Source organism: Yoonia sp. 72, from assembly GCF_034652275.1.
Classification (GTDB): domain Bacteria; phylum Pseudomonadota; class Alphaproteobacteria; order Rhodobacterales; family Rhodobacteraceae; genus Yoonia.
Genome location: NZ_JAXIWG010000002.1, coordinates 217,698 through 243,616 on the forward strand (window position 1 = coordinate 217,698; position 25,919 = coordinate 243,616).

The 25,919-nt window shown below is 60.4% G+C and carries 24 protein-coding genes; 11 read left to right on the forward strand and 13 right to left on the reverse strand.

Annotation, left to right across the window (positions count from 1 at the left end; all coding sequences use genetic code 11):
- Nucleotides 1–3 precede the first annotated feature (3 nt).
- Nucleotides 4–894, reverse strand: coding sequence for a sugar phosphate isomerase/epimerase family protein (locus VCK47_RS09655; RefSeq protein ID WP_322890882.1), 891 nt, complete (start codon nucleotides 892–894; stop codon nucleotides 4–6).
- Between the two features lie 13 nt (nucleotides 895–907).
- On the reverse strand, nucleotides 908–2,023 hold the full coding sequence (locus VCK47_RS09660; protein WP_322890883.1) for a Gfo/Idh/MocA family oxidoreductase: 1,116 nt from the start codon (nucleotides 2,021–2,023) through the stop codon (nucleotides 908–910).
- Between the two features lie 110 nt (nucleotides 2,024–2,133).
- On the opposite strand from VCK47_RS09660, the gene iolD reads away from it, so the two are divergent.
- The 5 genes from iolD to iolG are packed head-to-tail and all read left to right on the forward strand — an operon-like array spanning nucleotide 2,134 to nucleotide 7,646.
- Entirely contained in the window at nucleotides 2,134–4,005 is a 1,872-nt protein-coding gene (gene iolD / locus VCK47_RS09665; protein ID WP_322890884.1) for a 3D-(3,5/4)-trihydroxycyclohexane-1,2-dione acylhydrolase (decyclizing), read from the forward strand.
- A 1-nt stretch (nucleotide 4,006) separates the two neighbouring features.
- Complete coding sequence (iolC, locus tag VCK47_RS09670; protein ID WP_322890885.1) at nucleotides 4,007–4,993, forward strand: 5-dehydro-2-deoxygluconokinase; 987 nt, start codon at nucleotides 4,007–4,009, stop codon at nucleotides 4,991–4,993.
- Entirely contained in the window at nucleotides 4,974–5,813 is an 840-nt protein-coding gene (locus VCK47_RS09675) for a 5-deoxy-glucuronate isomerase (protein ID WP_322890886.1), read from the forward strand. Before iolC ends, VCK47_RS09675 begins: the two co-directional genes overlap by 20 nt.
- On the forward strand, nucleotides 5,810–6,649 hold the full coding sequence (locus VCK47_RS09680; protein ID WP_322890887.1) for a class II fructose-bisphosphate aldolase: 840 nt from the start codon (nucleotides 5,810–5,812) through the stop codon (nucleotides 6,647–6,649). Before VCK47_RS09675 ends, VCK47_RS09680 begins: the two co-directional genes overlap by 4 nt.
- Nucleotide 6,650: 1 nt before the next feature.
- Nucleotides 6,651–7,646 (forward strand): inositol 2-dehydrogenase, encoded by a 996-nt coding sequence (gene iolG, locus VCK47_RS09685; protein WP_322890888.1) that lies wholly within the window; start codon nucleotides 6,651–6,653, stop codon nucleotides 7,644–7,646.
- Here iolG and VCK47_RS09690 read toward each other — a convergent pair.
- Together VCK47_RS09690 and VCK47_RS09695 are read right to left on the reverse strand one after the other, a co-directional pair.
- Nucleotides 7,643–7,837, reverse strand: a complete 195-nt coding sequence (locus tag VCK47_RS09690) for a hypothetical protein (protein WP_322890889.1) — start codon at nucleotides 7,835–7,837, stop codon at nucleotides 7,643–7,645. The two genes, iolG and VCK47_RS09690, sit on opposite strands and share 4 nt — an antisense overlap.
- A 51-nt stretch (nucleotides 7,838–7,888) precedes the next feature.
- Nucleotides 7,889–9,061: a phytanoyl-CoA dioxygenase family protein gene (locus VCK47_RS09695; RefSeq protein WP_322890890.1), complete on the reverse strand. Its 1,173-nt coding sequence runs from the start codon at nucleotides 9,059–9,061 to the stop codon at nucleotides 7,889–7,891.
- An 82-nt stretch (nucleotides 9,062–9,143) separates the two neighbouring features.
- Here VCK47_RS09695 and VCK47_RS09700 point away from each other — a divergent pair, with 82 nt between their 5' ends.
- The 6 genes from VCK47_RS09700 to rfbA all read left to right on the forward strand — a co-directional run bounded on the left by VCK47_RS09700 (nucleotide 9,144) and on the right by rfbA (nucleotide 15,702).
- Nucleotides 9,144–10,166 carry a LacI family DNA-binding transcriptional regulator gene (locus VCK47_RS09700; protein WP_322890891.1) on the forward strand — a complete coding sequence of 341 codons (1,023 nt, stop codon included), beginning with the start codon at nucleotides 9,144–9,146 and terminating at the stop codon, nucleotides 10,164–10,166.
- Between the two features lie 177 nt (nucleotides 10,167–10,343).
- Nucleotides 10,344–12,125 (forward strand): ABC transporter ATP-binding protein, encoded by a 1,782-nt coding sequence (locus VCK47_RS09705; protein WP_322890892.1) that lies wholly within the window; start codon nucleotides 10,344–10,346, stop codon nucleotides 12,123–12,125.
- A gap of 241 nt (nucleotides 12,126–12,366) precedes the next feature.
- Nucleotides 12,367–12,933, forward strand: a complete 567-nt coding sequence (gene rfbC / locus VCK47_RS09710) for a dTDP-4-dehydrorhamnose 3,5-epimerase (RefSeq protein WP_322890893.1) — start codon at nucleotides 12,367–12,369, stop codon at nucleotides 12,931–12,933.
- Entirely contained in the window at nucleotides 12,930–13,979 is a 1,050-nt protein-coding gene (rfbB, locus tag VCK47_RS09715; RefSeq protein WP_322890894.1) for a dTDP-glucose 4,6-dehydratase, read from the forward strand. The genes rfbC and rfbB overlap by 4 nt, the downstream gene beginning before the upstream one ends.
- Complete coding sequence (gene rfbD, locus VCK47_RS09720) at nucleotides 13,976–14,836, forward strand: dTDP-4-dehydrorhamnose reductase (protein ID WP_322890895.1); 861 nt, start codon at nucleotides 13,976–13,978, stop codon at nucleotides 14,834–14,836. The genes rfbB and rfbD overlap by 4 nt, the downstream gene beginning before the upstream one ends.
- Nucleotides 14,833–15,702 carry a glucose-1-phosphate thymidylyltransferase RfbA gene (gene rfbA / locus VCK47_RS09725; protein ID WP_322890896.1) on the forward strand — a complete coding sequence of 290 codons (870 nt, stop codon included), beginning with the start codon at nucleotides 14,833–14,835 and terminating at the stop codon, nucleotides 15,700–15,702. The genes rfbD and rfbA overlap by 4 nt, the downstream gene beginning before the upstream one ends.
- On the opposite strand, the gene VCK47_RS09730 is transcribed toward rfbA, so the two are convergent.
- The 9 genes from VCK47_RS09730 to pufL all read right to left on the reverse strand — a co-directional run bounded on the left by VCK47_RS09730 (nucleotide 15,691) and on the right by pufL (nucleotide 25,897).
- Nucleotides 15,691–16,881 (reverse strand): rhamnan synthesis F family protein, encoded by a 1,191-nt coding sequence (locus VCK47_RS09730; protein ID WP_322890897.1) that lies wholly within the window; start codon nucleotides 16,879–16,881, stop codon nucleotides 15,691–15,693. The genes rfbA and VCK47_RS09730 overlap by 12 nt on opposite strands.
- A 535-nt stretch (nucleotides 16,882–17,416) precedes the next feature.
- Nucleotides 17,417–18,301 (reverse strand): hypothetical protein, encoded by an 885-nt coding sequence (locus VCK47_RS09735; RefSeq protein ID WP_322890898.1) that lies wholly within the window; start codon nucleotides 18,299–18,301, stop codon nucleotides 17,417–17,419.
- On the reverse strand, nucleotides 18,294–19,019 hold the full coding sequence (locus tag VCK47_RS09740; RefSeq protein ID WP_322890899.1) for a class I SAM-dependent methyltransferase: 726 nt from the start codon (nucleotides 19,017–19,019) through the stop codon (nucleotides 18,294–18,296). The genes VCK47_RS09735 and VCK47_RS09740 overlap by 8 nt, the downstream gene beginning before the upstream one ends.
- A gap of 3 nt (nucleotides 19,020–19,022) precedes the next feature.
- Entirely contained in the window at nucleotides 19,023–20,558 is a 1,536-nt protein-coding gene (locus VCK47_RS09745) for a hypothetical protein (RefSeq protein ID WP_322890900.1), read from the reverse strand.
- A complete protein-coding gene (locus VCK47_RS09750; protein ID WP_322890901.1) occupies nucleotides 20,555–21,544 on the reverse strand; it encodes a glycosyltransferase family 2 protein in 990 nt (329 codons plus the stop codon). Before VCK47_RS09750 ends, VCK47_RS09745 begins: the two co-directional genes overlap by 4 nt.
- A gap of 183 nt (nucleotides 21,545–21,727) precedes the next feature.
- Entirely contained in the window at nucleotides 21,728–23,662 is a 1,935-nt protein-coding gene (dxs, locus tag VCK47_RS09755) for a 1-deoxy-D-xylulose-5-phosphate synthase (RefSeq protein ID WP_322890902.1), read from the reverse strand.
- A 181-nt stretch (nucleotides 23,663–23,843) separates the two neighbouring features.
- Nucleotides 23,844–24,116: an RC-LH1 core complex protein PufX gene (gene pufX, locus VCK47_RS09760; protein ID WP_322890903.1), complete on the reverse strand. Its 273-nt coding sequence runs from the start codon at nucleotides 24,114–24,116 to the stop codon at nucleotides 23,844–23,846.
- Nucleotides 24,117–24,127: 11 nt separating this feature from the next.
- Nucleotides 24,128–25,054, reverse strand: coding sequence for a photosynthetic reaction center subunit M (gene pufM, locus VCK47_RS09765; RefSeq protein ID WP_322890904.1), 927 nt, complete (start codon nucleotides 25,052–25,054; stop codon nucleotides 24,128–24,130).
- 12 nt (nucleotides 25,055–25,066) lie between these two features.
- Nucleotides 25,067–25,897: a photosynthetic reaction center subunit L gene (gene pufL / locus VCK47_RS09770; RefSeq protein ID WP_322890905.1), complete on the reverse strand. Its 831-nt coding sequence runs from the start codon at nucleotides 25,895–25,897 to the stop codon at nucleotides 25,067–25,069.
- Between the last annotated feature and the right edge of the window lie 22 nt (nucleotides 25,898–25,919).

The window sequence follows — 25,919 nt, forward strand, 5'->3', positions numbered from 1 at the left end:
CCCCTAGAACCCGATGCTTTGCAGATATTCCCGATTGGCCCGCGCATCCGTGACAGGCGAGACATCCAGCGTCGGGTCGCAATCCTGTTCCACCGTGCACCAGCCGCTGAACCCGTGATCCAGCAGGATCTGCCGCACAGCGGGGAAATCCACATCGCCCTTGCCCAGATTGCAGAAAATGCCCTGCCCGCAAGCCTCGTAGAAACCGGTGCTGTTGGCGATGGCGGCGGCTTTGACCGCAGGGTCGATATCCTTGAAATGCATATAGGAAATCCGGTCGATGTGGCGACGCATGAAGGCCACCGGATCGAAACCCGCATAGGAATGATGGCCCGTGTCAAAACAGATTTTCAGAATATCCTCTGGCACCTCGTCCAGCAGGCGTTCCAGTTCCGGCTCGAAATCGATGAACCCCGCCGCATGGGCATGGATGCCCACGGTCAGGCCGTAGTCCTCGGCCCCCATCCGCGCCACATGCGCGATCCGGTCACGGAACGCGGCCCATTCGGCGGCGTCCATCTGTTCGGCATCCGCCGCACGGCCCGCCGTCGGCGCGCGACGTGGCGAGATGCTGTCGATCAGCACCAGATGCTGCGCACCATGCGCCACCAGCGCCTTGCAGGTGCGCACGGCACCGTCCAGCACATTGTCCCATTGCGCGGGGTCGTGAAAGGCGCGGAACACAACGCCGCCGATCAGCTCCAGCGCGTTTTCGGCCAAGGCATCGGCCAGCAGGGCAGGGTCCTCGGGCATGAAACCCACGGGCCCAAGTTCGATGCCTTTATAGCCCGCCTGCGCACATTCGCGCAGCACGTTGCGCCACGGCGGATTGCGCGGATCATCGGGAAACTCGACGCCCCAGGAACAGGGGGCATTGCCAATGCGGATCGACATGAACGGGACCTTTTCAGTTGGATGGAACAGAATGCCAGCGGCCATCAGCAGCCGAGGCGAAAGCGGTTTCGATCACCTGCGCCACAGCCAGACCGTCGCGGAAGGTGGGCCAGACAGGTTTGCCCGTCTGGATCGCCTGCAAGAAATCGCGGGCTTCGATGATGATCTGGTCCTGATAGCCGGTGCCATGCCCCGGCCCCTGACAGAAGGGCGCGTAATCGGGATGCGCGGGACCGGTCAGGATCTTGGTAAACCCGCGCATGGCCTCTGGCCCCTCGGCGCGATAGAGCCAGACGGCGTTCTGGTCTTCCTGATCGAACCGGATCGCACCTTTGGTGCCGTGGATTTCGTAAGCATAACCCATCTTGCGCCCCGTCGCGGCGCGGCTGAAATACAGATGCCCCATCACACCCGATGCAAAGCGCACCATCATCTGGCCGTGGTCGTCGTTATCCACGGTCACGGGACCTGCGGGACCGGGGCGTGTGCCGTGGATCGTTGCGACCTTGGCCGACAGTTCCGCGATATCGCCCAACAACGCCAGTGCGCAGTTGATCATATGGGGGGCCAGATCGCCCATGCAGCCGCTGGGCCTTCCGAAACACCGCCAGTTGGCGGGGATCGCGGGGTCAGCCAAAAAATCCTCTGTATGTTCGCCGCGAAACCATGTGACCTCACCGATCGCCCCATCCACCAGCAACTGGCGGACGAATTGCGTGGCGGGCGTGCGGACATAGTTGAAGCCGACCATATTGGGCAGGCCGGATGCCTCCGCCGCCGTGACCATCGCCTGTGCATCGGCCAAAGACGCGCCGAGCGGTTTTTCGCAGAACACCGGCTTGCCGGCGGCAAAGGCGGCTTCGGCAATCGCGCGGTGGGTGGTTTGGGGTGATGCGATGATGACCGCCTCGACCTCGGGGTGGGCGACAAGCGCGCGCCAGTCGGCTGCGGCATGGGCAAAACCGTAAGCGGCGCGATAGCGTTCCGAGGATTCGGGCGTCGATCCGGCGATGACGGCCAGCCTTGGGCGCAGCGCCGTGTCGAACACGGCACCCACCGCGGACATTGCGACTGCATGGGCTTTGCCCATGTAACCGCCCCCGACAAGGCCGATCCCGATCTCGGACATGATTCGTGCTCCCCCCGGCATGATCCGGTTGCAACCGGTTGCAAAATTGGTATCCTGAGTCGCAAGGCTGCGCAACATGCAATCCGCGCCGCACCTTGAGGGAGGATCACATGACAGCAACAGGCCCGACCATCCGCCTGACCACCGCACAGGCCATCGTGCGCTATCTGCTGGCGCAATTCATCGAAATCGACGGGGTCGAGACGCGCATTTGCGGCGGTGGTTTTGGTATCTTCGGCCACGGCAACGTGCCCTGTCTGGGCGAGGCGCTGTATCCTGTCCGCGACGACCTGCCGCTTTATCGCGGACAGAACGAACAAAGCATGGGCTTTGCTGCCGCCGCCTATGCCAAATACCATCTGCGGCGGCGTTTCATGTTCTGCACCGCCTCTGCCGGACCGGGAACGGCGAACCTGTTGACGGCAGCAGCCTTGGCCCATGCCAACCGGTTGCCGATGCTGATGCTGTGTGGCGATACGTTTCTCACGCGCCTGCCGGACCCTGTGCTGCAGCAGCTTGAACATTTCGGCAATCCGACCCTTGGGGTGAATGATGCCTTCAAGTCGGTCAGCCGCTATTGGGACCGCATCACCCATCCCGCGCAGATCATCCAGTCGCTGCCTGCGGCCTTGGCCACGATACTGGACCCCGCCGATTGCGGGCCTGCCTTTATCGCGCTGCCGCAGGATGTGCAGGGCTGGGCATATGATTATCCCGAAAGTTTTTTCGCCCGCCGCGTGCACCGCATCCGCAGCCAGATGCCCGACACGCGGGAGGTTGCGGATGCCGCAGCCATGCTCGCCCAATCCAAGCGCCCGATGATCATCGCAGGCGGCGGGGTGCAATATGGCGATGCGGTCGCGGAACTGACCGCCTTTGCCGAAAGCCACGGCATCCCCGTGGTCGAAACCATCGCAGGGCGGGCCAATCTCTTGGCGGATCATCCGCTGAACATCGGCCCGATTGGTGTGACAGGGTCCGACAGCGCCAATGCGATTGCACAGCAGGCGGATGTGATCTTGGCCGTTGGCACCCGCTTGCAGGATTTCACTACTGGATCATGGACCGCCTTTGCCAAAGATGCACAGATCATCGGCCTGAACGTGGGCCGCCATGACGCGATCAAACATATGTCGCTGCCTGTGGTGGGCGATGCAAAAGTCGCCTTGCCTGCGCTGGGCGCGGCCTTGGGTGGCTATCTTGCACCCAAGTCTTGGACCGCAGCGGCGCAGGACCACCGCAAGACATGGGATGTATATGTCGCGGACAACGTCGCCCACGGGAACCGACCCAATTCCTATGCGCAGGCCATCGGCGTCGTGAACGCGCTGTGCAATAAACGCGACCGCGTGGTGACTGCCGCAGGCGGGTTACCTGCCGAGGTTACCGCGAACTGGCGCACGCTGGATATCGGCACCGTTGACGTCGAATTCGGCTTTTCCTGCATGGGCTATGAAATCGCGGGCGGCTGGGGCGCACGCATCGCGCAGGCCGAACAGGAACCCGACAAGGATACGATCGTGCTGGTGGGTGACGGCAGCTATCTGCTGATGAACTCGGATATCTATTCCTCTGTCCTGACGCAGAAAAAACTGATCGTGCTGGTGCTGGACAACGGCGGTTTCGCCGTCATCAACAAGCTGCAGAACAACACCGGACAGGACAGTTTCAACAACCTGATCGCCGATTGCCCGACGATCCCCGCCCCCTTCGCGGTCGATTTCGAAGCGCATGCCCGCGCCATGGGCGCCGATGCCGTGACCGTCGCCAACCCCGCTGAGCTGGGCGAGGCATTCCTGCGCGCAAAAGCCTCACCCAAAACCTGCGTGATCGTGATGCAGGTCGATCCCTATGACGGCTGGACCACCCAAGGCCACGCATGGTGGGAAGTCGGCACACCGCAAGTGTCCGAAACCGCATCCGTCCGCGCCAAACATGCCGAGACCGAGGCTGGCCGCGACCGCCAGCGGCAGGGGGTGTGACATGAAACTCAACGGCAATCGTTTCGTCATCATCGGGCGGGCGGGCATGGATTTCTACCCCGACCCCCCCGGCACCAAAACCGAGGAAGCCACGCGCTTTTTCGCCTGCCTTGGCGGATCATCCGCCAATATCGGCGTGGCGATCAGCAAACTGGGCGGGCATGTCGATCTTGTGACCTGCGTGTCCGACGATGCCATCGGCCGTTTTGCCCTGAACCAGCTCGACCATTACGGCATCGGGCGGGCGCATGTCCGGTCGGTCGGGGGCGAGGCGCGCAATTCGCTGGCCGTCGTGGAAACACGGATCGAGGATCATCAATCGGTGATCTATCGCAACGGCGCTGCCGATTTCCAGATGACCGATGGCGATGTCACTGCCGTGGATTACGCAGCCTATGACGCGCTCATCACCACCGGTACGGTGTTCGCGGCAGAACCGTCGCGCAGCGCCACGTTTCTGGCGTTTGAACTGGCCAAAGCGGCAGGTTTGCCGCTGATCCTTGATATCGACTACCGCCCTTATTCATGGGCTTCGGCGGACGAGGCGGCACAGGTCTATTCCCGCGCCGGAGCGATGTGCGATGTGATCATCGGCAACGACGTGGAATTCGGGTTTATGGCGGGCGATTATAACCGCGGCCTTGATAAGGCCCGCGAACTCGTCGCCAAAGGTGCCAGCCTTGCCGTCTACAAGATGGGCGAAAAGGGCGCCATCACCATCACCCCGCAGGGCGAGGTCACAACCGGCATCTACCGCACCAAGGCGCTGAAACCCACCGGTGCTGGCGACAGTTTTCTGGGCGGCTTTGTCGCGGGGCTGGCGGATGGATTGCCTGTGCGCGACGCCGTGCTGCAAGGCTCTGCTGCTGCGGCGATGGTCGTCGCGCGTGTCGGCTGCGCGCCTGCCATGCCGACACGGGTCGAACTCGATGCGTTCCTGCTCGCCAACGCCGACCGAAAGGACGCCTATGCATATTCCGCCACATGACAACGCCAACCGGCCCATCGTCGACACCGACCACCCGCTGGTGCCTTACGTCTATTTCAACATCATCCGTCTGACGGTCGGGCAGCATTTCGATTACCGCGTGGCGGGCTATGAAACCTGCATCGTGCCCGCGACCGGCACGGTGACGGTGGACAGCGCGGGCCAGACCTTTGCCCATATCGGCAATCGCGGCGCGGATGTCTGGGATGGCGACCCCGAAGGCGTCTATATCCCCACCGACACCGCCGCGCGGATCACCGCGCTGACCGATTGCGAGGTCTTCATCGCAGGCGCGCAATTTGCCGAAACACTGACGCCCTTTGCCGTGCGCGCCGCCGATATCGACCTTGTCCAATATGGCAGCGACGACACCAAGACCCATCGCAAGATCAAGCATATCCTGGGTGCCGCATACCACGACCGCGTGGGCCGCTTGCTGGTGTCGGAACTTTATACCGTGGGCGCTGGCGGCTGGTCGGGCTTTCCCAGCCACAAACACGACACCGACCGCCTGCCGGACGAAACGCGGCATGACGAATGCTACAACTTCCGCTTCAAACCCGATTACGGGTCGGGCCTGCAAATGCTGCAGCGTGTCGATAACGCACCTGGGGATGCCTATCACATCATGAACCGGTCCACCGTGCTGATCGACAAGGGCTATCACCCCTGCTGCGTGCTGCCGGGATACGAGATGTATTATTTCACCATCCTTGGCGGCCAGTCCCAGCGCAGCCTGAAGCAATATTTCCAACCCACACATGCCGCGCAACTGCACACGATTCCCGGCATCATGGACATGGTGGCAAAGTTCAAATGACCCTCAAAACACTGGCAGAGGTCCTGCAACCCGCCATCCGCGACCATTACGCCGTGCCCGGTCTGGTCTGTCTGGGCTGGGAAGACATGCGCGCCTATGTGATGGCCGCCGAGGCCGAACGCGCCCCCGTGATCCTGCAGGCGGGGCCATCCTGCCGCGCGCATACACCACTGCCGGTCTTGGGCGCGATGATGCGCCATCTGGCCGCCAGCGTGGATGTGCCGGTCGTCGTGCATCTGGACCACGGCTATACCTATGATGAATGCCGCGCAGCTTTGGACGCCGGTTTCACCTCGCTGATGTATGACGGATCGCGCAAGCCCTTGGCGCAGAACATTGATGAGACCGCCCGCATCGCGGAACTTGCCCATGCCGCTGGCATCTCTTGCGAGGGCGAGATCGGCTTTGTTGGTTACTCCGGTGGCGAAAATTCCGCCGGCACTGATCCGGCCGAGGCTGCTATATTCGCGCGCGACAGCGGAGTGGATGCGATGGCGATATCCGTCGGCAACGTGCATCTGCAGACCGACCATGAAGGCGGGCTGGACGAGCCCCGCATCCGCGCGATCGAGGCGCTGACCGATGTGCCCTTGGTCATCCACGGCGGATCGGGCGTGCCCTATGCCCAGCGTCTGGCGCTGGCCACCGGATCGCGGATCGCCAAATTCAACATCGGCACCGAATTGCGCATGGCCTTTGGCACAGCGCTGCGCGATGCCGTGAACGCGGACCCCGCGCGCTTTGACCGGGTAACCATATTGAAAGAAACACATGACCCCGTGATGGCCGCCGCACGCGCCGTCATTCGCGGGCTCGGCGCATCGGGGAGAGCGTGAGATGCTGAAAATCGGAATACTCGGCTGTGGCCGCATCGGACAGGTCCATGCCCGCAGCATCAAGGCGCTGGACGGTGCGCAGGTCGTGGCCGTGGCCGATGCCTTGCCTGCAGCGGCAGAGGCGCTGGCGCAAGCCACCGGCGCACAGGTGCGCGATGTTGCGGCGATAATGGAAGCGGATGATATCGACGCCGTGGTGATCGGCACCCCGACCGACACGCATTTCGACCTGATCCAGCGCGCGGCAGCGGCGGGCAAGGCGATTTTCTGTGAAAAGCCGGTCGATATGAGCGTAGACAATATCCGCACCTGTATTGACGTGGTGGGGCAGGCAGGCGTGACCTTCCTGACCGGTTTCAACCGCCGCTTTGACCCCAATTTCGCCGCCCTGCGCGCGCGGATCAAGGCAGGCGATATCGGCGCGGTCGAACTGGTCGCCATCACATCGCGCGATCCCGCCCCGCCGCCTGTGTCCTATATCGCGCGCTCGGGCGGGTTGTTCCGCGACATGATGATCCATGATTTCGATATGGCGCGCTTCCTGATGGGCGAAGACTTCGTGCGCCTGCATGCGATGGGCAGCGCGCTGGTCGATCCTGCAATTGGTGAGGCAGGCGATGTCGATACCGCCGCCGTGATACTGACCACGGCCAGCGGGCGCATCTGCCAGATCTCCAATTCGCGCCGCGCCAGCTACGGCTATGACCAGCGGATCGAAGTGCATGGCGCGCTGGGCATGTTGCGCGCGGAAAACCAGCTGGAATCCACCGTGGAAATCGCAACCGGTGCCGGTTTCCGCCGTGACCCTGCACAGCATTTCTTTCTGGAACGCTACGAGGCGGCCTATCTTGCCGAAATGCGCGCGTTTATCGCGGCGGCGACGAACGGCACGCCTGCCGATCCCGGCATCGTGGACGGGTTGCAGGCGCAGATACTGGCAGATGCGGCGACGTTGTCACGCGAAACGGGGCAGCCGGTGGATTTGCCCGCCGCCTAGTCCTTGCTGTCTGGCCGCCAGTTCAGCACCAGATGCCACGCCAGATAGCCGCCGATGGCCGCGAACAGATAGGCCCAGATCGTGTTGCCAAGGTTCCATTCCACCCCCGCCCAGACAAACGGCGCCGCCACGATCAGATAGCGGCGCCACGCGGGGCGATAAAACGGATGGTTTGGGTCAATCAGGCGCATAGCGTCTTGTCGCAGAGCAGGGCCGCACTGACAAGGTGCGGCCCTGTCACATCACGGGATCTGCCGTTCGGCCAAGGCATTCAGCGCATCATCAAGCGCCTGTGGCGTCCAGCCTTGCAGGACCGCATCGCGCAGGATGTCCTTTTGCGTGCGCGGGGCCAGCCCGCCAACAGGCGGATCACGGTCAAGGTTGGTGGGGAAGGAATAGCCTTCTGCCGTGGCGTTCAATACGGCATCGCGGGCGGCGGGCGGAAGGTCACTCGCGCAGAGTGCCGGAAACACCGCGCGGCACATCGCGCCGCGATCCACGCTTTCCATCGCCCGCCCGAAGGCCGATGACACCTGCAACAGGTTGACCATGCGGTGGATGTCAGTGCTGGAATTGCTACCTGCGGCGTGAAACAGCGCCGGATTGAAAAACAGCGCATCGCCTTTCTGCAGCGGCAGCTGGACGCAATGCGCCTCGAAATGCGCGCGGAAATCGTCGCGCCGCCATGCGGCATAGCCGGGGCGATACAACTGCGAAAACGGCAACAGTTTGGTCGGGCCGGATTCAATCGACATATCGCAATGCGCGATCCCGCCTTGCAGGGTCATCAACGGCGACAGGTCATGCACATGCGCGGGATAGGTGGCGCTGATATCGGCCGTCTGAAAGCCAAGGTGATAGTCGCGATGTGCCTGCTGCGCCTGACCGCCCGGATGCACAAGATTGATCTGCGCAGTCATCTGATAATGCGGGCCTAGCCATGCTTCGCAGGCGGCATCGACAGCGGGACTTGCGAAATAGCGGGTGAACACGTCGGGCGCGGCGATAGCCAGCTTTTGCAAGGAATTCCAGATCCGGTCATTGCTGCCCGCCGCGGCGAAATGATCGGCGGCAGCACCACCCTTGGCGCGTTCGGCGGCGATGATATCCATGTAGGCCGCCGTTGCCGCATCAATCGCCGCGTGATCGGTGCAGGCCTGTTTGAGCACGAACACACCCGCCCCGCGCTGTAAGATCCCCGCCCATTCCGACATCAGCGTCTTGCGGGTTGCGGGGGTGTCCAGATGGCCGGCAAGGGCCGCCATGTCATATACGGGGATGTTCTTGGGCGCCTCACTGGCGTTGGGAATCGTGGACAGATCGACCGTCCGCGCAGTCAGGGCGGCGAAATCCGACAGGTTGCAGGCAGCTTCAAGATAAAAGCCGGTGTCAGGGGGTGTAGCATCAAGGCTCATCGCGTTTTCCTTTGCTTGGTTCACGGGCAGGGTAGCGGCAGCAGGCTTGTGCGCGGCACAAAAACACATCAGAAACACATCAATGACGCATCGCTTTCCGATCAAGGAAATTGCCAGACAGGCAGGGCTGGGCACGGCGACAGTGGACCGTGTGCTGAACAATCGCGCCCATGTCAGCCCGCAAACCCGCAACCGTGTCACCGCCGCCCTGCGCGAACTCAAAGCGCAAGAGGCGCAACTGACCGCCACGGGTCGTCGGGTTATCATTGATGTCATTGCGGAAGCACCGCAGAGATTTTCGCGCGAAATCCGCATCGCGGCAGAGACTGCGGCGCGTGTGTGTCCGGGGGCGGCGGTCCGGCTCCGGTTTCTGTTTCAGGAAATCATGACCGAGGCAGAAACGCTTGCCGCCCTTGCCCGCATCGCCAAACCGGGCAGCGACGGCATCTGCCTCAAGGCGCGTGATACGTTGGCAGTGCGCGGGATGATTGCCGAACTGGCGACAACACGGATTCCGGTGTTTACGCTGGTGACGGATCTTCCCGGCAGCGCGCGGCACAGCTATTTTGGTCTGGACAACGCAGAGGCGGGGCGCACTGCGGCCTATCTGCTGGCGCAGGCACTGCCGGATGACGGTGCCACGATACTGACGTCGCGCAGTCAGGAAAGTTTTCGCGGAGAGACGGACCGCTATACCGCGTTTCAGGATTTGCTGATGACCCTGAAGCCCGCCGCGCGGATCATTGATGCGTCCGGCGGCGCAGGTGTGACTGCGGCGACAAGCGCGCGGTTGAACGACTTGTTGACAGCCCGCACACGGATCGACGGCGTCTATTCGATGGGCGGCGGCAACGCAGCGATTCTGAAGACCATGGCACAACACGGCCAACACCCACGGATTTTTGTCGCTCACGATCTTGATCGTGAAAACACCCAGTTGCTGCGGCAAGGCGCGATCAGCTTCGTCCTGCACCACGATCTAAATCAAGATTTGATCACCCTGCTCAACACCGCAATCAGCGGAAGCAAAAGCGCTACCCAGACATCGGGCGCATCAAGCGATCTGCAAATCGTGACGCCCTACAATTTGCCGCATTTCACATAGTTGCCCCGACCACGGCGGGCTGAATGCAGCGCGCCATATACGGGCAGGTTGATCCCCGGCTGTCTGCCAATTAGCGCGATAGAACAGATACATCCAAAAGTTGTGCGCCGCAGCTATCGCTTAAGGCGGCAAAACGGGTTAGTAACCGCGTGAACCGAACGAAGAAGATGCAAGCGAATGGCCCGATCGATGAAATGGCACGAGCGATGGCTTGCCCGTCTGCCCGCGGATCGTCTGATCACGCGGCTCTTGCTGGAAAGCTTTCACGAACATCGCTGGAAATACTTGGCAGCGTCCGGTGCAATGGTGCTGGTGGCAGCGGCGACGGCGGCGACTGCATGGATGATGGGGCAGATCGTTGATGCGCTATCGACCCCTGAAAACCGCGGTCAGGTCATGGCGGTCGGGGCGGGGGTCGCCCTTGTTTTCGCCTTTCGCGGCATCGCGATGTATGTGCAGGCGGTGCTGATGGCGCGCGCAGGCAACCGGATCGTGGCGCAAAAGCAGATGCAGATCTATCACCGGATGCTGGGGCAGGGGGTCGCGTTCTTCAACAGCAATGCATCATCGGAACTGCTGTTGAAAGTGACGCAAAGCGCGCAATCCGCGCGCGCAATCATCGACACGATTGTTGCGGGGTTCATCCGCGATCTGCTGACGCTGATCGGGCTGGTGGCGGTCATGTTCTATCAACAGCCGGTGCTTTCGCTTGTCAGCCTCGTTGTCGCCCCCATCGTTGTGTACGGGGTGCAACGCATCCTGCGCCTTGTTCAGGACGTCATGAAGCAGGAAATGGCGGGACTGGGCGAGATCATCCGCGTTGTGCAGGAAACCTCGCTTGGGGCGCGGGTCGTCAAGGCCTTTGGACTGGAACCCAGCATGGCCAACCGGATGGAAAGCGCGGTCCGTCAGGTCGAGGACCGCAACAACCGGATCGTGCAGCTGCAATCAGCAACGATGCCCCTGCTGGATATCGTCGCTGGCCTTGCCATCGCATCCATCGTGATCCTGAGCGCTGTCGATATCTTTGGCCGTGCGCCTGGCACACCGGGGCAACTTATGTCCTTTGTCACCGCTTTCCTGATGTCCTACGAGCCTGCCATGCGCCTGTCCAAGATGCGCGTCGTCATCGAAAGCAACATGGTCGGCGTCAAGATGATGTACAGCCTGCTCGACACCAAGCAGACGATGCTGGAAAATCCCGATGCCGTCCCGCTGGTCGAGGGGCCGGGCGCTGTGGAACTTGCTGATGTCAGCTTCGCCTATGGCGAGAATGAAAAGGTCTTACGGTCCGTGAACGTGACCTTTCAGCCGGGCAAGACCACGGCACTTGTCGGGCCGTCGGGCGGCGGCAAATCGACACTGCTGAACCTCATTCTGCGGCTTTATGATCCGACCGAAGGTGTGGTGATGATCGACGGGCAGGACATCCGCACTGCAACATTCGCATCATTGCGCGACAACATCGCCTTTGTCGGGCAGGACACATTCCTGTTCGCGGGTACGGTGATGGACAACCTGCTGCTCGCGCGCGGGAGTGCCACCGAAGAAGAGGCGATCGCCGCCGCGAAAGTCGCCCATGCGCATGAGTTCATCGAAAAACTGGCCATGGGCTATGACACGGTGATCGGCGAAAACGGGTCCTTCCTGTCGGGCGGCCAGCGCCAGCGGCTGTCGATTGCCCGCGCGGTACTGCGACAGGCCCCGATCCTGCTGCTGGACGAGGCGACCAGCGCACTGGACAGCCATTCCGAAGCACTGGTGCGCGATGCGCTCGAATCCATCACCCGCGGCGTGACGACGATCGTGATCGCGCACCGGCTATCGACCGTGATGAATGCTGATGAAATCTGCTATCTCGAAGATGGCCGGATTGTCGAACGCGGCAAGATCGACGACTTGCTCAAGACCGGCGGCAAGTTCAAACAACTTTACGATGTCCAGTTCAAGGGCAAGTAGCAGTCGCCCGAAACGGCGTTAACGAAAATCTTACCAATACCTGCGCTAATAGCACTGTGCCCAGAAAACTGGGTGCGCAATGCTGCCCCTAGGTTAACATCAACTTAAGGTTTTTATGCGCCCTTATAGGTTGTTTACTCTTGGAGTGTTGGTTACCTCTCGTCGGCAACAGTCGAATCTGATGCTCGCCCTGGCGCGAAAGCCATAGTGAAAACACCTGAACAAGAGGCAAAGCCCTGGTATGACGGTTTCCTGCACTTCCCTGACGATCCCGGACCTCATGCTGGTGCAACCCAAACGATTCGGTGACACGCGCGGATACTTCGAAGAAACCTGGAATATGCGTGATCTGGCGCAGGGCGGCATCGACGCTGTTTTCGTGCAGGACAACCACTCGCTGTCGGCGGAAAAAGGCACGTTGCGCGGGTTGCATTATCAGGCACCACCCCATGCACAGGATAAACTGGTCCGCTGCACCCGTGGATCAATCTTCGATGTTGCGGTCGATATCCGCAATGGTTCACCCACCTATGGGCAATGGCTCGGCGTGACCCTGTCGGCCGAAAACGGGCATCAATTGTTCATCCCCAAAGGGTTTCTGCACGGCTTTGTCACGTTGGAGCCTGCGTCGGAGGTGCAATACAAATGCTCCGATTACTATACGCCCGATTGCGACGGATCAGTCCGTTGGGACGGTCTTGGCATTGACTGGCCCCTAACGGGTGACCCTGTCCTGTCGGCAAAGGACGCGGATGCACCAGCCTTTTCCGACTTTGTGTCACCCTTCCACTATGGAAACGCGGCATGAAGCTGCTTGTGACAGGCGGTGCCGGCTTCATCGGCTCGGCGGTCGTGCGCTTGGCCATCGCGCGCGGTCATAACATCGTCAATGTCGATGCGCTGACCTATGCTGCCTGCCTCGAAAACCTCGCCTCTGTGGCGGGATCGCCGCGCTATCGCTTTGAACACGCCGATATCCGCGACCGTCCGGCGCTGGATCGTATCTTCGCCGCGCATCAGCCCGACGCGGTGCTGCATCTGGCCGCGGAATCGCATGTCGACAAGTCGATCGACGCGCCCGCCGATTTCATCGGCACCAACATCACCGGCACGTTCAACCTGCTGGAAGCCGCGCGCGCCTATTGGTCCCGGTCCGGCCAGCCGGCAGCATTCCGGTTTCATCACATCTCGACGGACGAGGTGTTCGGGTCGCTGCCACCCGATCCGTCGGTCAAGTTCACCGAAGACACCGCCTATGATCCGCGCTCGCCCTATGCGGCATCCAAGGCGGCGTCGGATCATTTGGTCAGGGCATGGCACGAAACCTATGGCCTGCCGGTTGTTCTGACGAATTGTTCGAACAATTACGGGCCTTACCATTTTCCAGAAAAGCTGATCCCCGTGGTCATCCTGAACGCTTTGGCGGGTCAGCCCATTCCGGTCTATGGCACCGGCGAAAACATCCGCGACTGGCTGTTTGTCGAAGATCACGCCGACGCACTGCTGACCGTTTTGCAGAACGGTCAGGTCGGACGCAGCTACAACATCGGCGGCAACAACGAGGCGCGCAACATCGACCTCGTGCGGATGATCTGCGCCATTCTGGACGCCAAGCAACCCAAAGCGCGCGGCAGCTATAGCGACCAGATCACTATGGTCGCCGACCGCCCCGGTCATGATGCGCGCTACGCCATTGATGCAACGCGCATGAACACCGAACTGGGCTGGCAGCCTGCGGTAACGCTTGAACAGGGGCTCGATCTGACCGTCCAGTGGTTTTTGGATAACGAAACATGGTGGCGGCCCCTTTTGAAACGCGACGGCGTTGGTGTCCGGCAAGGTGTCAAAGCATGAGGCTGCTGGTAGTCGGCAAGACCGGACAGGTGGCCCGCGAACTGGCCCGACACTGCCCGCCGGATTGCAGCATCCGGTTTCTGGACCGTCATCAGGCGGACCTGTCCGATCCTGCTGCCTGCAAAAATGCAATCATGCAGGCCGATGTCGATGCGGTCATCAACGCCGCCGCATGGACTGCCGTGGATGATGCGGAAACGAGCGAAGTTCTCGCAACGGTGGTGAACGGTGTCGCACCGGGCGAGATGGCGGCAGCCTGCGCACAAAAGGACATCCCCTTCCTCCATATCTCTACGGATTATGTGTTTGACGGCAGTGGCACCCTGCCTTTCGCACCCGACCATCCCACTGCACCGCTATCTGCCTATGGACGGTCCAAGCTGGCAGGCGAAACCGCGATCCGCGCGACCGGGGCGCACCACCTGATCCTGCGGACAAGCTGGGTGTTTTCGGGGCATGGGCGGAACTTTGTCACAACGATGCTCCGGCTTGGGGCGGAACGGGCCGAGCTGAGGGTGATCGCTGACCAGATCGGTGGCCCGACCCCCGCGTCCGACATCGCGCGCGCCCTTTTTGTCGCGGCCCGTGGCATGATCGCGGGCCAACCCGGCGGGACGCATCATTTTTCCGGTGCGCCAGATGTCAGCTGGGCCACGTTCGCCCGCCAAATCATGGCGGACGCCGGATTGCACTGCATGGTGCATGACATCGCATCGTCGGAATACCCGACGCTGGCTGTGCGCCCTTTGAATTCCCGCCTTGAGTGTGCGTCGCTGACCAGTGCCTTCGGCATCCAACGGCCGGACTGGCGGCTTGCCCTCAAGGACATCATTCTCAACCTCGGAGACGATACATGAACCGCAAAGGCATTATCCTGGCAGGCGGGTCCGGCAGCCGCCTCTGGCCGATCACGATGGGCGTCTCCAAGCAGTTGCTGCCGGTCTATGACAAACCCATGATCTACTATCCGCTGTCGGTCCTGATGCTGGGCGGCATCCGCGAAATCGCGATCGTGACCACGCCCGAGGATCAGCCGCAGTTCCAGCGTTTGTTGGGGGACGGGCACCAATGGGGCATGGACTTTACCTGGATCGTCCAGCCGTCGCCGGACGGATTGGCCCAAGCCTATCTGCTGGCGCGCGACTTTCTGGCGGGCGCACCATCGGCCATGATCCTCGGGGACAATATCTTTTTTGGCCACGGCCTGCCCGAGCTTCTGGCATCGGCGGACGAGAGGACAGACTGTGCGACCGTCTTTGGTTACCATGTCAACGACCCTGAACGCTATGGCGTTCTGGATTTCGACGACGAGGGCAATGTAAGATCCATCGTAGAGAAACCGAAAACGGCTCCGTCCAATTTTGCCGTAACGGGGCTTTATTTTCTGGACGGGCGCGCCTCTGAGCTTGCGGCCCAAGTCAAACCCTCGGCCCGCGGCGAGTTGGAGATTACCGATCTGCTGGAATTGTACCGCCAGGAAGGGTCACTGAAAGTCGAACGCATGGGGCGCGGCTTTGCCTGGCTTGATACCGGCACGCACGGGAGCCTTCTTGATGCGGGCAATTTCGTCAGGACCTTGACGCAGCGCCAAGGGCTTCAGGTCGGTTCCCCCGATGAAGTCGCCTTTCATGCCGGATGGATTGATGCCGAACAGCTTTGCTGTCAGGCCGATGTGTTTCACAAGAACGGCTATGGAAAACAGCTCAAGTCACTACTCGACTGACAAGGCGACGCGGGCAGGGCGCGCAATACGCGGCGCATAGTGGGTGAACAGATGGCGGTCAGCCGCCACCATCGCGCGCAACTCGGCCAGCGCTTCGGGATTGTCGCAGGTCAGATCCCCGTTCTCCACAGCCTCTAGGAACCGCATACGCCCGATCTGGAAAAGACGATCGGGGTGCTTTTTGACAAAGCTCGTCCCATACAATTGTTCTGTTGCCCAGCAGAACGATGCATTGAAGCGCCTTGCCTCGACCACACGGGCGATATGATCCAGAACCTTGGCGCGCCAGTCGGCCATGCCGGAATGCGCAAACAGATGCTGGCATTCTGCCTCGAACGAAGGATCCGAATAGGCCGCGTATTTCAATGTTTTGACCAGAAAGGCATCAGGCTGCTGCGCGATATCGTCCAGAAAGGCACTGCGGCGCGACAGGGCACCAACAGTGAACCCTGCGGCCTTCATCGCTTTGGAAAAGCCGATTTCGCCACGTTTGATGGTCATCAGTTTCGAATCGGTCTGGCGATAGCCGTCCCAAAACTGCCTGAATGCATCGCTGTCAAAACAGGCTTGTGGCACCATCGTGACGTAGGATTCGATATGTTCGGCCAGCTTGCGTTTGCGCAGCAAGCGACGGTGATCCTTGGCATATTCGTTCCGCGCCGGCACATGCAACAACAACCCGGTCAGATCAAAAGGCGATGTTTCCAGGTTTTCGATCACGCTGCACCCGGTCCACATCGGAAACCAGATGCTGTCATTCATGAGAATAAGCTTGGTCGGTGAAATGCCCTGATCCTGCAGGAAATGAACCGCGTCACGATAACCGCCAAAGTCGTAGCCGAAATTGGGCCGTTCGATCAGCCGCCAGGCGCGGTTGGTCACCTTGCTGCGTTGGTCCACGGGCAACCCGCCATTGGCCACCACCACAACATTATAGCCTTTTGCGGTCATGTAATCGCAGGTGCGCAAGACCGACGCCGCAAAAGTGCGGGGTTGATACACCAACAACACGCAAAATTTGGGCGACTGCGGGGCACCACAGCCAAAAACAGCCAGCTTTGACGCACGGTTCTGGTCGTGGGCATAACGCAACAGCGGTTCGGCCAGCGATCGAGGGATGTTTTGCACCTGCTCTTTGATCCGGGACAATTCGCGTTTCAGCTTCCAGACAGGCAACAAGACCATTCTCCATTCGATGCGGGCGGACCCGCGAAAAAATTTCTGTATTGGTCCCGGCGTGGTGTCGGGGTCACTGCGAGAATACACCTATAGGTAAAGTATTACTAATAGGTAACCCGGCATCAGCAGTTCTTTGCCATCCTTACGCTAGGTCGCAAAGGAAGCTGGTCTAATTTATTACTTGAAATCAGCAATTTGCCAAAAGTTATCTAAATTGGCCTGCAGGCTTGCCGCATTGTCAACCGCGTGGCGGCATGATCGGGACATCAGCCGCCGGATTTATTTCTATTTATGAATTATAAAGAAATGCCGCATTCCAAGTCCGACTACAATTTAGGGATGTTGTCGGGATTGATGACAAGGATGACCCGAGGGATGCCACTGCGACAGGACTGCCACCGTATCTGTCATGGCAAGGCGGGCCCTTAACTGCGGTCTTTTGCGGGCCTTGACCGGTATCCCTTGCATCGCCGGAGAATCTCTTACAGACCCCCGTGCAGTCCCGAATAGATACATCTTTCAGGTACTTTTCGCCTCAGCGATCAAAGCTGTCTTTCTTGCCAATCGGCAAAAGATAGAGAACAAAGTCGCCCGCGGTCGTGACAAGGCGCATCAACAACGCGGCCAGCAAGACACCCTCGTTCATTCCGGCATAGCCAAGCAGGCTGACCAGCACAGCCTCGCGCACTGCGAGTCCGCCCGGTGCGCCCGGTGTCAGAAAGCCGATCAACCACGCAAGGATCGCCACCGGAATTGCGAGCATCACAAAATGTCCGGCGACCGCAGCCAGAATGATCGCAAAAAGGATCCCTTGCGACAACATGAACCCCGTGCCGCGGATCAACACGAGGATCATCGGTACGCGCCATCGCTTCTGCACGAAGTAGGTCATTGCGGCGACACTTGCGGCAGCGGCGACAGGCAAAATCCAGCCGAATGTCCAGAGCGCAGGCAATGTCGGATACGCGATGTCGATCACCGGCACGACAAGAACAAGCGCAACAATCGCGGCGACCGGCAAGCTGACCAGTTCCAGCAGCGTTGCCATCGCAAGCGAGCGATGCGCGACGCCACGGTCGCGCAGATAAAGGTGTCTCCCGACCAGATGCACGACATTGCCCGGAACGTATTTGGCGATCTGCGTCTGGGTATAAGACAGCAGCAACCGCGCCTGCGGAACGGGATCCTCGACCAACGTACCAATGATGGTGACCCAGTTGTATGCCAACAAAAGCAGCGCTGCGGAATAGGCAAGCGTCAGTAGAACCAGCAAGCCAATCTGCAAAGGCGTCGGCTGCCAAGCGCTGACTTCGCCCCACTGCCGGTAAAGCGCCAATGCCAAAAAGATCAAGGCGGCAATGGTGATGAACTGCCCCGCACGGCGGGCTGCCGTCTTGATCAGGGCAGATTTGTCAGACATGCGGGTCTAGCAGGAGCGTTGTCTTTTCGGGATAGGGCAATGACGGCGTCAGCCCCGGTAGATCGACGGCAGCGAACCTGCTGTCTGCAATGGCCGCCGCGTACCGTATGCGCTTGGAATTGTCGAAAACGATCATGCCCCCTGGGGACAGGCAGTGCTGCGCGACCTGCAGGCAAGCGGCCCGTGCGCGACCGTCGATCACGATCAGATCATAGGTCTGCCCCATCCAGGTGATCGTCGCGACATAATCTTCGAAACTCTCGCCTTCATGGCCTTCCTTCCGAGACTGGTAAAGCGGATCAGCGCTGCATGCGCTGTCCGCAGGGGCAAGGCTTAGCCGGATATGCGGATAAGGGGCGATCCGGCTTTGCATCATAGCGAACCATGACCTGTCGTGTTCAACGCTATGCACAGCAGCGGCACGCCGCGCCAACCAGATGGTGCTTGCGCCGCTGCCATATTCGAACACGGATGCGTCTGGCCGCGTGCGCAGGAATTCATCGACGCGATCTATCGCGCGATAGGTCCACCATGGCACATCCAGCGCAATCATCTGGTCGATATCGTAAATCGCGAAAAGCGACCGTAGCCAGTGATAACCGCGTCTGTCCTGCCGTCGCTCCAGCCAGCCAAGCACGCCGGCCGCCCGCAGAACAGCCCCAAGACCGCGGATCGAAGTCACATAGGCGCGCTTTGCTTTCAGCTTGAAAAGGGCCACACGCTAACCTCTTTGCCGCTCTTGAAACACAGTTTCAGGATCGACGCAGAGTTCGGCAAGGCGCTCGGGCGAAAAATCCTTGGTTGCAAGGCGGCTCAGGCACCGGTCGGCATCCCATGTTTCATAGGTCTGCCCGGCACCTTGCTGATAGCTTTGCTTGTAGGGGATAGCGACCCGACCAGACATGAACACACCAAAAACCACGATGATCAGGCTCATCGACAGGACTCGCGGGATTTTAAGAAGCTCTGGACCAAAACGCTGGATCAGACCGGGCAAGCTCAGCAGGCACAGCGCCATGACAACCGGCCAAACGTCAAAACGGTAACGGAACGCGACTGTCGGATAAGCCAGCATCAAGCCTGCCGCGATTCCGGTGGCGATCAGGACCGGCAAGGCGCGCGGACCACCCGAAAGGCGCGGACGCCCCAGACCAAGGCCGATCACCATCAGCACGATCCAAGCCGGCCAGATAAAAACCATCCCGAACCGCGGCGCCTCGATAAAGCCATAGCCCGAGATCCCCTCTGTCACGCTCCGGTGGAGTGTCGCGATCGCTCCACCCGACGTATCCGCCGAAGTCGGAGGGAAATCAAAAATATACAACGCCGTGTTCGGCAAAACCCGCCAAGGATGAAACCGGCCATGTTCGACAAAAACACGCAGGCGTCCGGTGACGCTGGCATCGTTCCCAAGAAAGACCGGACCGTATTGCACCTGACTGTTGCGATCGGGCATTTCGATCTGGCCGTGTGCGGACGTGGCGGAACCGAAACGCAGGCTGTTGAATTGGAGAAAACTGGCGCCCACCAAGCCCAGAATGACAATGCTAACGAAGACGCGCAGACGCGTACCTTTTGCATTCTCCCACAAGGCCAGCGCGATCATCACCGCCACGCCCGCATAAAGCCCGACTGCCATATGGGGGCGCGCATGCAACAAGACCCCCGCCATCAAGGCTGTCGGGATCAGCACATAGCGCCACGCCAGACCGAAAAGCGCGCAGCGCACCATCAGGTAGACGGCAATCGCCATGGCGGCATAGGCGATGCTGGTCGGCTCGTGGTACAACACCGTATTGGTGGTCAGCAGAAAGCCGGGGCTGGATACCCAGATGGCCACTGCCATCAGCACGACCCAAAGCAAGGGTATCTGACCCATGTATTTGCGGATCACCTGAAACAACGCGAGGTGATAGAACCCCGTACCGACAACAGACCAGAGCCAGATAGAAAAGGCCGCCGTCGGAAAGTCTTCAAGCGCGACAAACGGGTACAGCACGAGACGCGTCAGAAGAGGCGCGATCCCGTGATAAAGAATGGCTGTACCATCGGCGCTGTAATGCCCTTCGAATGTGAGCATGCGCAGCGGCAGATCGAACCGACCGTCCAGCAACCGGTAGAAATAGGCGTTATAGATATCCACACCAAAATAGGGATAGGGCTGCGGCATGATCACGCTGAATGCCAAAAGCGCATAGATCAGCGCGCCCACGGCGGCGCAAATCACTGCGCAGACGCCCATTTTGTCTGTTGTCATTGCTGCGGGTCCCGCGGCTTGGCCGTGGCCTTTTCTGCGGGGTTGTCCTGCGCCATTTCGATGTCATGCAGGCGCCGCAGAACCCGTTCAAGCAGTTGCCGGTTGGTGGCGATCGTATCGCTCAGCAACGCAAGGATGACGGTGATATAGCCCGCCAGCAGGAACACCCCTCCCAGAACCAGCGACTGGATGTTGCCGTCGCCATCGCCTGCCATGAACAAAAACAGGAACCGCACCACCGGCAGCAAACCGATCAGGATCATCACGCCGCCCAAGGTCATAAAGGCGTTGAGCGGCCGGTACATGACATAGCTGCGCAGGATCGTCGCGGCCTGTTTGGACACGAAAGACCATGTCGACCGGAACAGTCGCGATGGCCGGTCTGTCGTGTTCGTGTTGACCAGAACAGATGTGATCGTGAACCCCTTTTGCCCCGCATGGATCAGGGTTTCCGTGGTATAGCTGAACCGCGTCATCACGTTGATCCCAAGAGCTGCCTCGCGCGAATAGGCCCGAAATCCCGAAACCGCGTCGGTGATATCAACATTGGCAAAACTGCTGACGACCGAACTGCCGATCTTTTGTAAAAGCCGCTTCAAGGGCGAAAAGGCCATGTTCTTGCCCGGTTGTCGGTCGCCCAGCACGATATCCGCTTTATTTTCGATGATCGGGCGGACAAGGTCGGCAATACTACCGCTATCGTACTGGTGATCACCGTCGGTGTTGACGATGATATCGGCACCATGACGCAGCGCGTTTTCGATCCCCGCCTGAAAGCTGTAGGCAAGACCACGGTTGGCATGGTTGCGCAGAATATAGGTGACACCCATCTGGCGGGCGATTTCGACCGTGCGGTCGGTCGATCCGTCATCGATGACCTGTGTTTCAATGACACTGACGCCAGGAATACGGGCCGGAATCCCCGCAAGAACCTGCGCGATATTCTCTTCTTCGTTCAGGCAGGGGATTTGTATGATTAATTTCATTCGCTACGCTTCTGAAAGGCCTGCGCCACCGTAGGATGCCGACGGGTCGGGAAAAGGCCGCAGCCGGTCGCCGCCTGCGTTACAACCTCGCCTTGTCTTGCTTTCAGATCAAGTGCTTTTCGCCATAGGGCATCAGTCGTCACCCGAACGGTTGACGTCCCTTACCGCGGTCTGCGCGTGGCCTCAGCCCCGATCCGTCACCGGAGACTGGACCCGCCGCAAGCCGATATTGGCCGCTTGCATCGCCGTTGCGGCGATATCGACGGCGGTCAGACCGGCCTCGGCATACATCACATCGGGGGCGGCGTGGTCGATATAGCGGTCGGGAAGCGTCATCGTACGGACCTGACAGCGCCCGTCCAGCAGCCCGTCATTGGCCAGATCATGCAGCACCATGGCCCCGAAACCACCCTGCGCGCCCTGTTCGACCGTCACCAGCGCCTTGTGGTGGCGCAAAAGCTGGCGGATCAACGCGCGGTCCAGCGGTTTGGCGAAACGCGCATCAGCGATGGTGACACTCAGCCCCTGCGCTTCAAGCTGGCGCGCGGCCTTGCGACATTCGTCCAGATGCGCGCCGAAAGACAGGATCGCAATGTCGCTGCCTTCCTGCACGATCCGGCCCTTGCCGATCTCGATGATCTCGCCGCGTTCGGGCAGTTCCAGCCCCACACCTTCGCCGCGCGGATAGCGAAAGGCGATAGGGCCTGCGTCATAGGCAGCAGCCGTGCGCACCATGTGCATCAGTTCCAGTTCATCCCCTGCGGCCATGACGACCATATTGGGCAAGGCGGCAAGATAGCCGATATCGAACGACCCCGCATGTGTCGGGCCATCGGCCCCGACCAGACCCGCACGGTCGATGGCGAACCGCACCGGCAGGTTCTGCAAAGCCACATCATGCACGATCTGGTCATAGCCGCGTTGCAGGAAGGTCGAATAGATCGCGCAAAACGGTTTCAGACCGCTAGCCGCCATCCCTGCCGCAAAAGTGACGCCATGCTGTTCGGCGATACCCACGTCGAACACGCGGCTGCCGAAACGCTGGCCCATGATATCGACGCCGGTGCCATTGGGCATCGCGGCGGTGACAGCGACGATGCGCGGATCATGCTGCGCCTCGACCGTCAGTGCGGTGCCGAAGACCTTGGTATAGCTGGGCGCATTGGGGCGCGATTTGGCCTGTTCTCCGCTTGCGACATTGAACTTGGCGACGCCGTGATACTTGTCGGCGCTTTGCTCGGCGGGGGCATAGCCTTTGCCTTTTTTGGTGCAGACATGAATCAGCACGGGGCCGGTGGCGCGGGTCTTGGCGGCACGCAGGACCGGCAAAAGCTGGGACATGTCGTGCCCGTCAATCGGGCCGATATAGGAAAAGCCAAGGCTTTCGAACAAGGTGCCCGCATTGCCGGATTGCACGCCCGTCACCAGTTGCCGCGCGCGGCGGGCATGGTCGCGGATCGGACCTGGCAGGACGGATTCGAACCCTTCAGCCATCTTGTGCAGATCCCCCAAGGGCGACGCATAGAGACCTGACAGGTATTTCGACATCGCGCCCACCGGTGGGGCGATGGACATTTCATTATCATTCAGGATCACGAACAGCCGCCGCCCTTCGGACCCCGCGTTGTTCATCGCCTCATAAGCCATGCCCGCGCTGATCGATCCGTCCCCGATGACGGCTATCGCGTCGCCCGTGGGCATACCCAGATCACGGCCCACGGTGAACCCAAGGGCGGCGGAAATCGAGGTGCTGGAATGGGCCGCCCCGAACGGGTCATATTCGCTTTCGGCGCGTTTGGTGAAACCGGACAACCCGCCTTCCTGCCGCAGGGTGCGGATACGGTCGCGACGGCCGGTCAGCACCTTGTGCGGATAGCACTGGTGGCCCACATCAAAGATCAGCTTGTCGCGTGGCGTGTCGAACACGGCGTGAATGGCGACGGTCAGTTCGACTACACCCAGCGACGACCCCAGATGCCCGCCCGTTTCGGAGACGGCGGAAATCACCTCGGCGCGGACATCATTGGCCAGACCGGTCAGGGCGGCGTCTGTCATCCGGCGCAGATCGGCGGGGCCGGCGACAGAGTCGAGAAACGGGGTATGGGGGCGGTTCGTCATGACGTCACCTTTACAATAAAAAAGCGTCGCAAGTGGGGTTAACCGCTTGCGACGCTAGTCTCCTGTAGCCAACAGGAAGGGAACTGGGGCTTGTGACCCCAATGACGGACCGACCAGGGAAGGGTGATCCGACGGCGAAGGATCAGGCAAGGCGTCGCGCTTCGCCTGATCCAATACTGTATCAGTCGACGACAGCTTCCGCGTCGTCGGTGGCGGCTTCGTCCATCACGGGCGCAGCCATAGGCTCTTCCATCGGTGCAGCCCGGTTGATCGGGTCGGGCGTGCTGCGGCTTTCCTCTGGCAAGGCCCGGCCGATCGCGGCGAAAGCCGCGATGAAGAACCAGATCGCCACAACCACAAGCGCTGCATAACCTGCACCTTTGAGCATCAGGAACGTGATGTCCGCGGTCAGCCTGCTCTTGTTGTTCATATCGAGGATGTTGTCTTCTTTCATCGTCTTTCTCCTCAGTTCAGGGGCGCATAGCCGCGGAGTTGTGCCCAGACAAACCAGTTGTCAACGACGGTGCCCGACAGCAGGATCCCGATGCCACCTGTCAGTGGTGTCAGAACCGCGAACCACCACGCCCAACGGTGGATACCTTCCATCGTGGCGTTGAAGCCCATGGTCCAGCGCCAGAACAGGGCGGCCCGTTCGGATGCCGTGCCACGGTCCACGATCTGTTCGATCTCGCGCTCGCCGCCGAAACGGCTGACCGCAAGGATCGTCGCGCCATGCATCGCAAACAGCAGCACCGACCCGTAAAGGAACACGATCGAAAGCGCGTGGAACGGGTTGTAGAACAGGTTGCCGTAAGTGATCGAGAACAGGTTGGTCCAGTCGAGGTGCGAGAAGATCCCGTAAGGCACGGCCTCGCTCCATGATCCCATCAGGATTGGCCGGATCAGACCCAGCACGAAGATCAGCCACAGCAGCGCGGCAAAGGCATAAGCCACATGCAGCCCCATCCCCAGCGCTTTGGCGCGCTGGTAGGTGTGCAGCCACCACGCACAGCACCCGACCAGAAAGAAGAAGCTGGCGATCAGCCACCATCCGCCTTCGGCCAAGGGCGCAAAGCCCAGCCCGTATTGTGGTCCTGGCGGTTCCAGCGACAGCCAGAACAGGTCACGGAAGAACAGACCGGGGCTGTAGCCGACCTCGGCCCAGAAATTCATCCCGATGATGAAGAACCATGCCGCAAAGCCGATGACCGCGATCATCCCGCTTGACCCCAGATGGACAGGCCCGATCTGGGCGTTGCCGAAAAGGCCAAGCAGCGTCGAGAACCGCGTACCCTTGGTGCGTTCGCGCATCGTGTCCGCGTCGGCGACGACCCCCATTTCAGCGGGGCCCTGGACCTGGACTTGCGTGAAGATATTTTGATATTCAGCCATTTTCATACCCTCCTACAGGTCTACCCACCAGGGCAGTTCATAGTACCAGTCCCACCAGACGATCCATTCCTCGAACCAGATGGTGCCCGAGATCACGATACAGACCGCGCTCCAGAAACCGGCCATCAGCGCAAGGAACAGTCCCAGACGGTGAATGCCGAGGGGCCCGATCGAATAGCCGATCAGATCGCGGAAATAGGTGTCTTCGTGGTCAGGCGAGCCGATGGTCTTGCCCTTGCCGGGGTTGACTGCGGACAAAACCAGCGATCCATGCAGCGCCAGCGCCAGCGTCGTGATCCAGAAGAAACTGATCGCGACCATATGGGCCGGGTTGTAATGGAAGTTGCCATACGCATAGCCTACGTTGTTCACCCAATCGAGGTGGCTGAAAATGCCATAGGGAAACGCATGTCCCCAGGCCCCCAGCAGCACCGGCCGGATAATGACCAGCGTGACATAGGCAAAGATCGCAACACCGAAAGCAAAAGGCACATGATAGCCGATGCCCAGTTTGCGGCAGATTTCGACCTCGCGCATCATCCAGCTGAGGAACGCGCCAACCGCGCAGATCGTGATGATCTGCCACAGGCCGCCTTCCAGCAGGGGTGCGGCACCAAGGCCGTATTCAAGCGGTGGCGGATCGATCGAGATCAGCCACGGATTCCATGTCGGGCCTTGGCTGGCCCCGTAAAAAATCAAGATTGTCCCAAGGACGGCGAAAAAGAACGTCGTGACCCCGAAGAAGCCAACATAGAATGGCCCCACCCAAAAGTCGAACAGATCTCCGCCTACCAATGTCCCGCCACGGACCCGGTATTTTCTTTCGAAGCTGAGCTGTGCCATCTTCCTACTCCATATACTACAG